Raw genomic sequence first — 13,813 nt, 5'->3', positions numbered from 1 at the left:
CCAGGATGATTTGCAGAAAATGCTGCGGAAGGGAGGAATTCATGGGAATCCTGTACCGCTGCCTTTTCCCCATAAAATAAGCTTGATCTATGATTAATCCATTTTCATTATCATAATATCATGATACGATTAAGAAAACAGATTGAAAAGAGGACAGCTCATGCTGGGAATATTATCTGCCGGAATAGCTCCTGGTCTGGCTTTGCTTAGCTACTTTTATTTAAAGGACGAATACGATTCCGAGCCAGTTTCAATGGTGTTCAGGACTTTTCTTTTTGGTGCCCTGCTGGTGTTCCCGATCATGTTCATCCAGTATGTCCTTGAGACCGAGCAGATTGTCCAATCTGATATTGTCAGTGCATTCTTTTCCGCAAGTATGCTCGAAGAATTTTTCAAATGGTTTATTTTATTCTATACCGTTTATCAGCATATAAGCTTTGATGAACCGTATGATGGCATTGTTTATGGTGCAAGCGTATCCCTTGGCTTTGCCACTGCGGAAAATATCCTGTATCTTATTGCCAATGGGCTGGAATATGCGATTGGCCGTGCCCTGCTGCCGGTTTCTAGCCATGCATTATTCGGTGTCATAATGGGCTACTATATCGGAAAAGGCAAGTTTACGGCTGAATCAAGGAAGAAATGGATCAGCCTCTCACTCTTTTTGCCTTTTATCCTCCATGGAACCTATGACTTTATTCTCGTATCCCAGGAACATTGGAAGTTTATCATGGTTCCCTTCATGATTTTCCTCTGGTGGTATGGCCTCAGAAAGGTCAAGATGGCCAGGGCAATGAGCATGAAACAGATCGAGGAGAGCTTTGATTATCAGAAAACCCTTTACCCCTAGGTGAAGGGTTTTTTTAGTTAAGGAAGCCAAACCTCCCTAAAAGGCAAAGAACGCCTTTCCGGGAAGTTCGGCTTATGCCTGTCGGGGGATGATCAAGGCGCTTGCGCTTTTGTTCCGGGGGCATAAGTATTGCCTTCCATATATTTACTACCGTCAAATTACTCTCATTTGCATAAAAACCCAGCCTCTGAAAAAAATAGGGTTAATGTTAATTAGATTATCATCTGGGGGTTGCTATCCATGAAAAACAAATTATTGGTGATTAAGCTGGCTCTGCTCATTCCGCTTTTTGCAGCCGCACTCCCGCTGCTGGGGCCATCTGAAAAAGCAGATGCTTTTTCAGCTCAGGTCATCCAGCATGGTGCTGTGGGCGATGATGTTATTGAACTTCAGTCAAGGCTTCAGTACCTCGGGTTTTATAACGGTAAAATCGACGGGGTATTTGGATGGGGAACTTACTGGGCGCTGCGTAATTTCCAATACGAATTCGGTCTGCCGATTGATGGGCTGGCAGGCCAGGAAACAAAGGCCAAGCTTGCAAAAGCTTCCAAGTACAACGAACAGTTTGTAAAAGAACAAGTCAACAAAGGCAATAAATTCACCCATTATGGCGGTGTTGACCTGGACAAGCAGAAAAAGCCTTCAGGCGGTGCTGGACAGGGCGGAGGCGGAGGCGGTGGCCAGAGCGCCCCGGCAAAACCTGAAGCCAAACAGCCTTCTGCTGCCAATATCCCATCAGGATTTTCGCAGAATGACATACAGCTGATGGCAAACGCAGTTTATGGAGAAGCAAGGGGAGAGCCTTATACAGGCCAGGTGGCTGTGGCAGCTGTCATCTTGAACCGGGTGCAAAGCGCTACCTTCCCCAACACAGTTTCAGGCGTGATTTTTGAGCCGCGCGCTTTTACGGCTGTGGCAGACGGCCAGATATGGCTGACACCGAATGAAACTGCCAAAGAAGCAGTGATGGACGCTATGAACGGCTGGGATCCAACCGGCGATGCGCTCTATTATTTCAATCCTGATACGGCGACCAGCGGATGGATTTGGACGCGGCCGCAAATCAAAAAGATCGGAAAACATATTTTCTGTGAATAGAGAGGTGGTTTACAGTGATTAGAGGGATACTTATTGCCGTACTCGCCCTTGGAGCAGCTGGTGCCGGCTTTTGGGGATACCAGGAGCACAGGGAAAAGAATGCGATTCTTATTAATGCAGAAAACAGCTATCAAAGGGCCTTTCATGACCTGACATACCAGACCGACCTGCTTCATGACAAAATTGGGACTACATTAGCCATGAATTCCAGGGAATCCCTTTCACCGGCGCTTGCTGATGTCTGGAAAATAACATCCACGGCCCATAGTGATGTTGGCCAGCTGCCGCTTACACTTATGCCATTCAATAAGACAGAGGATTTTCTCGCGAAGATCGGGGATTTCAGCTACCGCACAGCAGTCAGGGATCTGGACAAAGAACCTTTGTCAGATAAAGAGTATAAGGCGCTTCAGGGGCTTTATAAAGAATCAGCCGATATCCAGCAGGAGCTCCGCAAAGTCCAGCATATGGTCCTGAAGAATAATCTCAGATGGATGGACGTTGAAATGGCGCTTGCCTCCAATAAACAGCCCATGGACAATACAATCATCGACGGGTTCAAAACCGTGGAAAAGACGGTTGAGAGTTATGGGGAGACCGATTTTGGCCCCGCCATGGTCAATATGCAGAAAGATGATTCAAATTATAAATATTTAGAGGGAGAGGCTATTTCAAAAAATAAAGCCCGCTCCATTGCTGAGAAATATGCAGGAATGGGGAAAAAGGCGGCTGTAAAAGTAACGGAAAACGGAAAAGGCTCTGACTTCGGCTTCTACAGTGTCTCTGTCCAGGATCCGAAAACCGGCAGGGAAGCCAATATGGATATAACAAAAAAAGGCGGATATCCGATCTGGTTTATCCTAAGCAGAGATGTAAACGACCAGGCTGTCAGTTTGAATGAAGCCGGGAATAAAGCCATTAAATTCCTCAGTGACAATGGATTTAAGGATTTGGACCTGTTTGAAAGTACACAATACGATAATGTCGGAGTATTTACTTTCGTATCCAAACAAGATGATATCAGAGTCTATCCTGATTCGATAAAAGTAAAGGTGGCCCTTGATAACGGGCAAATGATTGGCTTTTCAGCAGAGGATTATCTTAAGTCACACCACATAAGGGAACTGCCTGAAGCGGGCTTAAGCCAGGAAGAGGCAAGGGACAAGATCAATCCTAATCTGAAGATACAGGAAACGAGACTTGCGGTAATCATTAATGACCTTAACCAGGAAGTATTATGCCATGAATTCCTGGGTACAATGGGCGATGACACATATCGGATTTATATCAATGCTGATTCAGGCATTGAAGAAAAAGTGGATAAGCTGCAGAATGCAGAGCCCATTTACGAAGATGTGGTTTAAAAGGAATGTACTACAGGGCCCGGGGATATTCCCGGGCTTTTTAATATCACAAAAACAGGTCTTTGGAACTATATAAGGTCTTGATTCACCCATGGGTCCCGTGTCATAATTAAATGACAGGATTATCCTTTTGTCTGATTGAAAAGCGTGTATTTAAGAGAGAGCAAGAGAGAGTGGGTCAGCATGATAAAAATTGGAGATTCAATAACACTTGAAACAGTGAATGGACATAAAGAAGAAATATATAGATGCAAGCTGGCCGAAAAGAATGACAATGCCCTTTTCATTGATTACCCGGTCAATGTAAAATCAGGAAAAACAGCCTTCCTGCTTGACGGTACACAGCTTAAAGCTACATTCGTCTCAGATGACGGATCCGTTTTCTTATTTACTACAGAAGTAAAAGGAAGGGTTAAGCAGAATATCCCGTTAATGGTCTTATCCTATCCGGGCCCGAAGCAGCTTATCAAAATCCAGAGGCGGCAGTACGTGAGGATCGAAGCAGCCATCGATGCTGCTGTACAGCCGATTGGCCGCGAATTTTCCCCGTTTAAGGCTGTAACGGAAGACATCAGTGCCGGCGGGGCAAGTCTGCTTGTGGATAAAGACAGCCCGCTCGATGCAGGCATATTTATAAAAGTACTGCTGGTGCTGGCCCTTCAGAATGGGGACTATCATTATCTGAAAGCAGATGCAAAAATTGTGAGAATCATAGAGCATAATGAACTGAAAAATAAGGCATCGATTGAATTTGCAGATCTGGGCCCATCCGGCAGGCAGCTTCTTCTCCGCTTCTGTTTTGACAGGCAGCTTGCCCTTAAGAAAAAAGGCCTGGAAGCTTAACGAATAATTGCCTGCCTGGATGCCAATAATGATAATAAGATTGTCAACAGGCGGGGATGGAAATGAAGATGCTCGAACGGCTGATTGTGAAAGCAGTCATTATCCAGCTGCTCTTTTTGCTCGCAGCCCAGGTACTGCTCCATAAATATGATGTCATGCCTGAGCTGAAGCAGCTTGCCCAGTACGAAGGTGTGTCAAAGAATAGCTTTGAGGAGCTGCTGGAGACTTTCGGCGGAAAATGAGCGGGCATAAGCGGCCTGCTTTTTTTGTATGCTTAAACCCCTTCAGAGGCAGGTCAAAGGACAAAATATTGATAAAAAACCAGCGGATAATATGTTAAAATGGTTCTTGTAAGTTTTAGAGAAACCCAACTGGAAGCGTAACAGGAGGAAATATGATCAAAAAAATCTCAATTGCCATCGATGGCCCTGCAGCAGCAGGAAAAAGCACTGTGGCAAAAATTGCAGCTGAAAAGCTATCATATATTTATATAGACACAGGGGCCATGTACAGGGCACTCACATATAAAGCCATTGAGGCAGGCGCTGACCTGGAAAATGAAGATAAGCTGATGGATATTCTCACAGGCATCCAGATTGACTTGCTTCCAGGTGAACAGGGGCAAATTATCCTTGTGGACGGTGAAAATGTTACTGAAGTGATAAGAACAGCCGCTGTTACCAACTCTGTATCGATTGCTGCGAAGCACCGCAAGGTCCGGGAAGAGATGGTCAGAAGGCAAAAAGCATTCTCCATCGGCGGCGGGGTAGTTATGGACGGCCGTGATATCGGTACCCATGTCCTTCCCCATGCAGAGGTAAAAGTATTCCTGCTTGCATCAGTTGATGAGAGGGCCATGCGGAGACATCAGGAGAATATAAAGAAAGGCTACCCGTCAGATCTTGAACAGCTGAAAACCGATATTGCATACCGGGACAAGCTGGATTCTGAAAGGGAAGTAGCGCCGCTTAAAAAAGCTGATGATGCAGTGGTAATTGACACTACCTCGCTTGCTATTCCGGAAGTTGTAGAGAAGATCATGCTGCTTGCTGAAGAAAGGATCGGATTGACTTGACATTCTATTCTTTTGTAAGATCAGCCGTTTACGGGGCGCTGAAACCGATATACCGTTTTGAGGTGATCGGGAAGGAGAACTTTCCGGCTGAGGGTGGCGTGCTGCTGTGCAGCAACCATATCGACAATCTGGATCCGCCCGTTGTAGGGATTACTGCTCCGAGGCCGGTTCACTTCATGGCCAAGGAAGAACTTTTTAACCTGCCGGTACTAGGGACAATAGTCAGGAATTTGAACGCCTTTCCGGTTAAGAGGGGCATGAGCGACAGGGAAGCTCTAAGGAAAGGGATTGGCCTTTTGAAGGAAGGAAATGTTTTAGGGCTCTTTCCTGAGGGTACAAGAAGTAAAACAGGGGAGTTGGGAAAAGGCCTTGCAGGGGCAGGCTTCTTTGCCTTGAGGGCACCGGCCCATGTAGTACCCTGTGCAATCATTGGCCCATACAAGCCGTTTAAAAGATTGAAGGTAGTGTACGGGAAGCCTCTGGATATGGAAGAAGCACGGAAAAACAGAGCGTCCGCTGACGAAGTGACGGAGATGATCATGCAGGAAATCCGCCAGCTTATTGAGCAGCACAGATAAGTCTTCTTGCTTGACAAATAAAGCTATTTGTAAGAAGTTAGAGGAAAGGCATCTTTTTAGAATATTCTATGTCTTTAATTTAGGACCTTGTTTTCCGCTGTGAAAATATCACATCTACTATAAAAGATTGCAAGCAGTCATTGGATTAAGGAGGATTACATATGTCAGAAGAGATGAATCAATCAGAAGAAATGAATTCAATTGAAGTAAAAAACTTTGAGGTGGGCGACCGCGTAACTGCGAAAGTCACCAAAGTGGAAGAAAAGCAGGTTGTTGTGGATATCCAGGACAGCAAGCTTGACGGGATCATCCCCATCAGCGAGCTCTCAAGCCTTCACATTGAAAAAGCGGAAGATGCTGTGGCTGAAGGTGATGAGCTTGACCTGGAAGTACTCAAAGTGGAGGAAGAGGCACTTATCCTTTCAAAGCGCAAAGTGGATGCAGTAAAGGCATGGGACACACTTGAAGAGAAATTCAACAGCGGCGAAGTTTTTGACGCTGAAATTAAAGATGTGGTCAAAGGCGGCCTGGTAGTGGACCTTGGCGTCCGCGGCTTTGTACCGGCTTCGCTTGTTGAAGCACATTTTGTGGAAGACTTCTCAGATTACAAAGGCAGGACCCTTTCTTTCAAAATCGTGGAGCTGGATAAGGAGAAAAACCGCCTGATCCTTTCACACAGAGCTGTTGTGGAGGAAGAAAAGGGCAGGCAGAAGCAGGATATCCTTGCTAACCTCCAGGCAGACCAGGTTCTGGATGGTACTGTCCAGCGCATCACTGACTTCGGCGCATTTGTCGATATCGGCGGAATTGACGGACTTGTCCATATTTCCCAGCTTTCATACGAGCATGTTGAAAAGCCTTCCGATGTAGTGGAAGAAGGCCAGAAGGTACAGGTAAAAGTGCTGAGCGTAGACAGGGATAATGAGCGCATTTCCCTATCCATCAAGGAAACATTGCCTGGGCCATGGTCTGATATCGCAGAAAAGGCCCCGAAAGGAAGCACTCTTGACGGAGTTGTGAGACGCCTTGTATCTTATGGAGCGTTTGTTGAGGTATTCCCGGGAGTAGAGGGTCTTGTTCACATCTCCCAGATTTCCCACAAGCATATTGGTACGCCGCATGAGGTGCTTGAAGAAGGCCAGCAGGTACAAGTAAAGGTACTGGATGTAAATGAAAACGATCAGCGTCTGTCTCTAAGCATCAAGGATCTTGAAGAAAAAGAAGCTGAGTATGATACAAGTTATGAGATGCCTGAAGAAACAAAAGGCTTCCAGCTTGGTGAAATGATCGGTGATCAGTTAAAGAATCTGAAAAAATAATGGTGATATAATTTGTCAAGATCTAAACGGAAATGGGATCATATAGAATTTGCCCTTTCAACAGGTCAAAAGCGCATTGCCGGATTTGACGATATTGATTTTATTCATCAAAGCTTGCCTGATTCTGCTGTGGATCAAGTAAAAATAGAAACTGAGATTGGCGGACTTACTCTAAGTTCGCCAATTTTAATAAACGCGATGACAGGCGGCGGCGGTGAAAAAACGCTTAAAATCAATCAGGAGCTTGCCATGGCTGCGGCCGAAACAGGCCTCGCCATGGCAGTGGGCTCGCAAATGGCAGCTTTGAAGGATCCTGCCGAACGGGAGTCATACAAAATTGTGCGGCAGGAAAATCCGAAAGGTATTGTAATCGGCAACCTGGGAAGTGAAGCAGATGCCGAACAGGCTAAGAGGGCAATCGAGATGATTGAAGCAAATGCCCTGCAGATACATCTGAATGTGGTCCAGGAACTGACGATGCCAGAAGGAGACCGGGACTTCAGGGATGCCTTGAGAAGGATCGAGTCTATTTGTAAAAACGTCCATGTGCCTGTGATTGTAAAAGAGGTTGGATTCGGGACCAGCAGAGAAAGTGCTGCAAAGCTTGCAGCTGCCGGTGTTTCAGCGATCGATGTCGGGGGATTTGGCGGCACAAACTTTGCCAGGATTGAGAATGAAAGAAGAGAACGGCTCCTTTCGTTTTTCAATGGCTGGGGGATACCTACTGCCACCTCAATCCTTGAGGTAAAAGCAGAAGAAACGGGAGTCAGTATCATCGGTTCCGGCGGCATCCAGACAGCTTTCGATGCAGCGAAAGCCATTGCCTGCGGCGCAGATGCTGCTGCAATGGCCGGATACCTCCTGAAGATTCTTATGAGCGAAGGTCATGTACAGCTTATAAAGGAAATACATACCCTCCATGAGGAGCTCGCTTTTATTATGGCTGCGCTCGGGGCTGAAACAATAAAGGACCTCCAAAGAGCCCCATTCATCATATCAGGCAAAACCCATCATTGGCTGTCTGAACGGGGGATAAACACAAAGGTTTTTAGTCAGAGGAATATATAGGAATTGGCTCCTGCTTAATTAGCGGGAGTTTTTTTGTATTGCTCATAGGATAACCGTAGAGGACTACTTTTGTGGAAGAGCGGAGCTAGGACCACTATCGTGGCAAAAAGAAAGAATAGTGGTTCCAGCCACCGAAGCTGGGACCACTATTGTGACGAAAAGAAAGAATAGTGGTTCCAGCCACCGAAGCTGGGACCACTATTGTGGCGAAAAGAAAGAAATAGTGGTTCCAGCCACCGAAGCTGGGACCACTAATGTGGCAAAAAGAAAGAATAGTGGTTCCAGCCACCGAAGCTGGGACCACTATTGTGATGAAAAGAAAGAATAGTGGTCCCAGCCAACAGAGCTAAAACCACTATTGTGGCAAAAAAGAAAGAATAGTGGTTCCAGCCAACAAAGCTGGGACCACTATTCTGTTAGAAGCGAAAATAATGGTTCCAGCCATAAAAGAGTGATCTATTAAATTCCCTAGATTGTAGAGGACAAAGGCCCTTTTAAGAAGCTGCCACAGAACGCGGCACCCTTAGCCTGCGTTCCTCGTTGGAACAGTCGCTCCGCTTTTCTGTTGTCCATCTCCAGGAGCTAGCCCCTCGAGTCATAAGCCACCCAAGAATTAAAGGCAAAGAACGCCTTTTATTCTTGTGCGTCTTATGCTTGTCGGGGCTGAGCAAGGCGCCCTCCGCTTTTCTATTGTCCAGCTCCAAAGCCACCCCTCGTGTCAAAAGACACTCCTGAATTAAAGGCAAAGAGCACCTTTTATCCAGGAGTCTTGTGCTTGAGGCCCACAGGATGCAGGTGATGGAGGCGTTGCCACAGGACGTGGCGCCCTCAGCCTGCGCTCGGCGATAGAACAGTCGCCTCCGCTTTTCTATTTGTCCAGCTTCGGCTCCTAGGTGCTCGAGTCATAAGCCACTCCTGGATTAAAGGCAAAGAACGCTTTTTATCCAGGAGCGTCTTATGCTTGTCGGGGCTGAGCAAGCGCCCTCCGCTTTTCTAGCTATACTTAGAGTCATTCATGCCCCTGGCTTCTTCCGGGCTTTGAAGCTTGGTCGCCCCTGGATAGTGAAGGGCCTGGTCGCGGTCAGATTCGACTCTTCCGCCTGCTTTTAATTTTTTCTCCTGTCTGTCTTTTCCCATGATTAACACCCCCTGCTATTTAAGATGAAACAAGGACAAAAGTTTATGTAATAAAGATTAAAGTACATAACTATTACCCATAATGGAAATGATAGGTGGTGGTAGTGTGGAAGGCTTTTTCTTTTATATGGGCGCCTGGTGCTGCTGGATTGCAGCGGCATTTTTTATGAAAAGACAGCAGAACGGAAGGACGGCTTTGTCGGCTTGCCTTTTGATTGCCATTATTGTTTCGCCTTATACAATTTCCTTGGGCAGTCTCCATATTTCAGCAGCAGGAGCTTTCATTTTGATTTGCTGCTATGCCGAGGCTGCCCGCATAACAAGGCTTAAAGCAATTTATTTTTTTGTTTCTGTTTTTATGATCATGCTTGCGTATACAAGTTTTCAGCTTTTTGCTCTTTTTGATCCTGTTTGGGTGGTTTTAAAAAAAGAATGGATGCTGGCAGCCATCATGTTTGCTATGTCTGCCGTACTTTTTACCGACTGCAGGAAAAGAATTGCAGCCATGCTGACAGGTGCCATTCAGGGGGATTTCCTCTTTTCAATGGTACTGGAGAAATTGTCCCTGGCCTATGAGGCCTGGTCTTTTTCTTTTCTTGATATGGCAGCTATATCATCATGTGCATTGCTTCTGTGGGACGGATTTGTCAAACTCGCAGCATATTTAGAGCGGCAGGCAGCCAATCTGGAAAAGGAGAAACAAAAGATATTATGAGTGATTATACATACCCGATTGTTTTTGGCCTGATTATTGGAACGGCCACAAGGATGTACATGCTGCGGACGGATTACCGGCAGTACCCGACATATCTGCATGGTAAAATCATACACCTTGCCCTTGGGTTCATTGCTGCGGCTCTCGGGACGGTTGCTGTCCCTTCTATTCTGGAACAGGATTTTACAGCGGTGACTTTTTTGACTCTTGCGGCAAGCCAGTTCCGGGAGGTCAGGAACATGGAAAGAAATACATTGGCAGAACTGGATTCCTATGAATTGGTATCCAGGGGCAAAACCTATATTGAGGGAATTGCCGTTGCTTTTGAAAGCCGGAATTATCTTGTGATATTCACTTCCTTGATCAGCACCCTTTGTTATATTGTGATTAACATCTGGGTCGGCATCATAGCGGCCATACTGTCTGTGCTGATATCAAAGAAGCTCATGGCAGGCGGAAAGCTCAGGGATATTGTGGAAATTGAATATATGGAACCGCGCTTTGATGGGGCTGGCCTTTATGTAGACAATATTTATATCATGAATATCGGGCTGCCTGCAAGGCAGGAGGAAGTGCTGAGATATGGAATGGGATTCATTTTAAAGCCGAAATCTTTTGACGCGCGTTCAACCATCGCCAATCTTGGCCAAAGGCAGGCGATCCTCCACGATGTCTCGATCGCGATGGGGGTTTACAGGGATTCCGGGACACCTGCGCTCGTCCCTCTCGCCAAGCGGGATTTGGATGATGGAAGAGTCGGGGTTTTTCTTCTGCCCCAGGAGAAGGACATTGAAAGGGCCATTAAAGTGATCGGCAGTGTGCCGACGCTTGAAAATGCCATAAGGATGCCGTCTGAACGGGAAAGGAAGAGCGGAAATGGTCATTGAGAAATTTATTTTGGCAGTGATTACGACGAACCCAAAGAAGGCACCTTCAGGGGCAGCTGTATTTCATTGTGACGACAAAAAAGAGATGGAGCATGTGGCTGCCAACCTTGAAGCCATTTTAGACGGAATTGCCCACGCTCTGACAGATGAAATGTATGTAATTGTCAAGCATTGATGGTTCTTCCAATGTTTTCGTTGCGGGGAATCTGCCTCTTTGATAAAATGATTAGGTTAGGCCCTTCTGCAAACAGGAAGGGTTTATTTTATACACGGGCCATCCTGAAAAAAACAGGATGATGTTGAAAGCAATTCATTTGACTCTTTCGAGCAGTGTTTAAAGTATATAAAAGTGAAAGGGTGATGTTCATGGCTAAACCGGTTATCGCCATTGTAGGACGTCCAAACGTCGGAAAATCCACGATTTTCAACAGAATAGTAGGAGAAAGGATCTCCATTGTCGAAGACATACCTGGTGTGACCAGAGATAGAATCTACAGTTCAGCTGAATGGCTGAATCTTGATTTCAATATTATCGATACCGGCGGGATTGATATAGGAGACGAGCCTTTCCTTGAGCAGATCAGGCAGCAGGCTGAAATCGCCATCGAAGAAGCTGATGTGATCCTGTTCTTGACTAATGGACGGGAGGGCGTTACATCAGCTGACGAAGCTGTCGCTAAAATACTGTATAAATCAAAGAAACCTGTCGTGCTTGGGGTCAATAAAATTGACAACCCTGATATGCGCGACCAGATCTATGATTTCTATGCCCTCGGGTTTGGTGAGCCAATCCCGATCTCGGGTTCTCACGGGCTGGGGCTTGGGGACCTGCTTGATGAAGCTGCAAAGCATTTTCCTGATACAAAGGACAAGGACTATGGCGATGATGTCATCAAGTTCTCCCTGATTGGGCGCCCTAATGTCGGGAAATCTTCCCTCGTCAATGCTATTCTCGGGGAAGAAAGGGTCATTGTTTCCAATATTGCCGGCACGACGCGAGATGCTGTCGATTCCCTGCTCACTTACAATGGGGATCAGTATGTGATCATTGATACAGCTGGAATGCGGAAAAAAGGCAAGGTGTACGAAAGCACTGAAAAATACAGTGTCCTGAGAGCATTAAGAGCCATTGAGCGCTCAGATGTCGTCCTTGTTGTCATCGATGCTGATGAAGGCATCCTGGAGCAGGATAAAAAGATTGCGGGCTATGCGCATGAAGCCGGCCGGGCTGTCGTGATTGTCGTCAATAAATGGGATGCTGTCGAGAAGGATGAAAAAACGATGAAGGCGTTTGAAACAAATATCAGGGAGCATTTCCAATTCCTTGACTATGCGCCGATCGTCTTCTTGTCTGCCTTAACAAAGAAACGGATCCATACATTGATTCCGCAGATCAACCAGGCAAGCGAGAACCATAGCATGCGTGTGGAAACGAGTGTCCTGAATGATGTTGTCATGGATGCGGTGGCGATGAATCCAACACCTACCGATAAAGGAAAGCGCCTGCGGATTTACTATACGACTCAAGTGGCTGTCAAGCCGCCTGTCTTTGTGGTATTTGTCAATGATCCTGAACTTATGCATTTCTCCTATGAGCGTTTCCTTGAAAACCGCATAAGAGATGCTTTTGGATTTGAAGGTACTCCAATTAAGATATTTGCAAGGGAAAGAAAATAAAAAGGGTGTGATTGTATGCTGGATCAATCGAGCAAGATAACCGTTGCCGGTGCAGGCAGCTGGGGCACGGCACTCGCCATGGTGCTGGCTGACAATGGCCGCCAGGTCAGGCTCTGGGGGCATAACCCTGTACAGATCAAGGAAATCAATGAACAGCACACCAATCAAAAATATTTGCCTGATATCAAATTGCCTTCAGGCATTCAAGGCTTCAGCTCACTGGAAGAAGCCCTTGATGGTGTTGATACGCTGATTTTGGCGGTGCCGACAAAAGCCATCAGGGAAGTTGCCGGTAAGATTAATGAATTTCAGCGTGTGCCTCTAACTATCGTACATGTCAGCAAAGGGATCGAACCGGATACATTGCTGAGGATATCAGAAATGATCGAGGAAGAATTCACAAGTGAAGCCCTCGGGAGCGTTGTGGTCCTTTCCGGTCCAAGCCATGCAGAGGAAGTGAGCCTCCGCCATCCGACTACAGTCACTGTTTCCTCAAAGAACATTGAGGCGGCAGAGCATGTACAGGATCTTTTTATAAACCATAACTTCAGGGTATACACAAATCCTGATATCATTGGCGTGGAAATCGGCGGAGCGCTGAAGAATATCATAGCCTTGGCGGCAGGGATCACCGATGGCCTCGGCTATGGAGATAATGCCAAAGCGGCCCTTATCACAAGGGGGCTAGCCGAGATTGCCAGGCTTGGCACCAAAATGGGTGCAAGTCCGCTGACTTTCTCGGGATTAACCGGAATCGGCGATCTGATCGTCACTTGTACGAGCGTCCACTCCCGCAACTGGAGGGCAGGAAACCTTCTTGGGAAAGGTCATAGCCTGCAGGAAGTCCTGGATAATATGGGAATGGTTGTTGAAGGCGTCAGAACCACGAAAGCTGCATACCAGCTCGCTGAAAAATACAATGTGAAAATGCCTATTACTGAAGCGCTGTATGAAGTGCTGTTTAATGGAGCCGACCCGAAGGAATCTGTCGACAAGCTGATGGCAAGAGGGAAAACGCATGAAATGGAAGACCTTGCAAATGTACTTGAAGACAGGATTGACAAGTGAATGATATGTTTTGCTGCAAGAGAAGATATTTATTTTAGCCTGAGCATCAAAATTTAGGCATTCGAGGATGCGGGAAAGGAACTTCCTGCATACAATGCAACGAAGCAAACTGGTGATATGAACAGGGTGCATGG

15 protein-coding genes are annotated in these 13,813 nt (G+C 46.3%); 14 read left to right on the top strand and 1 reads right to left on the bottom strand.

Going from position 1 to position 13,813, the window contains the following annotated elements; genetic code table 11:
- Positions 1–160: 160 nt before the first annotated feature.
- The 9 genes from prsW to fni all read left to right on the top strand — a co-directional run bounded on the left by prsW (position 161) and on the right by fni (position 8,195).
- Positions 161–850, top strand: a complete 690-nt coding sequence (gene prsW / locus CYJ37_RS13000) for a glutamic-type intramembrane protease PrsW (protein WP_022544141.1) — start codon at positions 161–163, stop codon at positions 848–850.
- Between the two features lie 240 nt (positions 851–1,090).
- The gene (gene sleB / locus CYJ37_RS12995) at positions 1,091–1,948 is read left to right on the top strand and encodes a spore cortex-lytic enzyme (RefSeq protein ID WP_101550198.1); all 858 of its coding nucleotides are present in this window, start codon (positions 1,091–1,093) and stop codon (positions 1,946–1,948) included.
- A gap of 14 nt (positions 1,949–1,962) precedes the next feature.
- Positions 1,963–3,312 carry a germination protein YpeB gene (gene ypeB / locus CYJ37_RS12990; protein ID WP_009794822.1) on the top strand — a complete coding sequence of 450 codons (1,350 nt, stop codon included), beginning with the start codon at positions 1,963–1,965 and terminating at the stop codon, positions 3,310–3,312.
- A 183-nt stretch (positions 3,313–3,495) separates the two neighbouring features.
- Entirely contained in the window at positions 3,496–4,155 is a 660-nt protein-coding gene (locus tag CYJ37_RS12985; protein WP_009794823.1) for a flagellar brake protein, read from the top strand.
- A 62-nt stretch (positions 4,156–4,217) separates the two neighbouring features.
- Positions 4,218–4,397, top strand: coding sequence for a YpfB family protein (locus CYJ37_RS12980; protein ID WP_101550197.1), 180 nt, complete (start codon positions 4,218–4,220; stop codon positions 4,395–4,397).
- Positions 4,398–4,549: 152 nt separating this feature from the next.
- Positions 4,550–5,230 (top strand): (d)CMP kinase, encoded by a 681-nt coding sequence (cmk, locus tag CYJ37_RS12975; protein ID WP_009794825.1) that lies wholly within the window; start codon positions 4,550–4,552, stop codon positions 5,228–5,230.
- The gene (locus tag CYJ37_RS12970; protein WP_009794826.1) at positions 5,227–5,808 is read left to right on the top strand and encodes a lysophospholipid acyltransferase family protein; all 582 of its coding nucleotides are present in this window, start codon (positions 5,227–5,229) and stop codon (positions 5,806–5,808) included. Before cmk ends, CYJ37_RS12970 begins: the two co-directional genes overlap by 4 nt.
- 161 nt (positions 5,809–5,969) lie before the next feature.
- Positions 5,970–7,127 carry a 30S ribosomal protein S1 gene (gene rpsA, locus CYJ37_RS12965; protein WP_170939398.1) on the top strand — a complete coding sequence of 386 codons (1,158 nt, stop codon included), beginning with the start codon at positions 5,970–5,972 and terminating at the stop codon, positions 7,125–7,127.
- Between the two features lie 12 nt (positions 7,128–7,139).
- The gene (fni, locus tag CYJ37_RS12960) at positions 7,140–8,195 is read left to right on the top strand and encodes a type 2 isopentenyl-diphosphate Delta-isomerase (RefSeq protein WP_101550195.1); all 1,056 of its coding nucleotides are present in this window, start codon (positions 7,140–7,142) and stop codon (positions 8,193–8,195) included.
- 993 nt (positions 8,196–9,188) lie between these two features.
- On the opposite strand, the gene CYJ37_RS12955 is transcribed toward fni, so the two are convergent.
- Entirely contained in the window at positions 9,189–9,332 is a 144-nt protein-coding gene (locus CYJ37_RS12955) for a YpzI family protein (protein ID WP_009794829.1), read from the bottom strand.
- Positions 9,333–9,438: 106 nt separating this feature from the next.
- On the opposite strand from CYJ37_RS12955, the gene CYJ37_RS12950 reads away from it, so the two are divergent.
- The 5 genes from CYJ37_RS12950 to CYJ37_RS12930 all read left to right on the top strand — a co-directional run bounded on the left by CYJ37_RS12950 (position 9,439) and on the right by CYJ37_RS12930 (position 13,679).
- Complete coding sequence (locus tag CYJ37_RS12950) at positions 9,439–10,047, top strand: YphA family membrane protein (RefSeq protein WP_101550193.1); 609 nt, start codon at positions 9,439–9,441, stop codon at positions 10,045–10,047.
- Positions 10,044–10,934: a YIEGIA family protein gene (locus CYJ37_RS12945; RefSeq protein ID WP_009794831.1), complete on the top strand. Its 891-nt coding sequence runs from the start codon at positions 10,044–10,046 to the stop codon at positions 10,932–10,934. Before CYJ37_RS12950 ends, CYJ37_RS12945 begins: the two co-directional genes overlap by 4 nt.
- Positions 10,924–11,109 carry a capping complex subunit for YIEGIA gene (locus tag CYJ37_RS12940; RefSeq protein WP_009794832.1) on the top strand — a complete coding sequence of 62 codons (186 nt, stop codon included), beginning with the start codon at positions 10,924–10,926 and terminating at the stop codon, positions 11,107–11,109. The genes CYJ37_RS12945 and CYJ37_RS12940 overlap by 11 nt, the downstream gene beginning before the upstream one ends.
- 191 nt (positions 11,110–11,300) lie before the next feature.
- On the top strand, positions 11,301–12,611 hold the full coding sequence (der, locus tag CYJ37_RS12935; RefSeq protein ID WP_009794834.1) for a ribosome biogenesis GTPase Der: 1,311 nt from the start codon (positions 11,301–11,303) through the stop codon (positions 12,609–12,611).
- A gap of 15 nt (positions 12,612–12,626) precedes the next feature.
- A complete protein-coding gene (locus tag CYJ37_RS12930) occupies positions 12,627–13,679 on the top strand; it encodes an NAD(P)H-dependent glycerol-3-phosphate dehydrogenase (RefSeq protein ID WP_094767145.1) in 1,053 nt (350 codons plus the stop codon).
- Positions 13,680–13,813 lie beyond the last annotated feature (134 nt).

The sequence above is a fragment of the Bacillus sp. UMB0728 genome (genome assembly GCF_002858875.1).
GTDB lineage: Bacteria > Bacillota > Bacilli > Bacillales > Cytobacillaceae > Bacillus_AB > Bacillus_AB infantis.
This window is presented reverse-complemented; position numbering and strand designations above follow the sequence as displayed.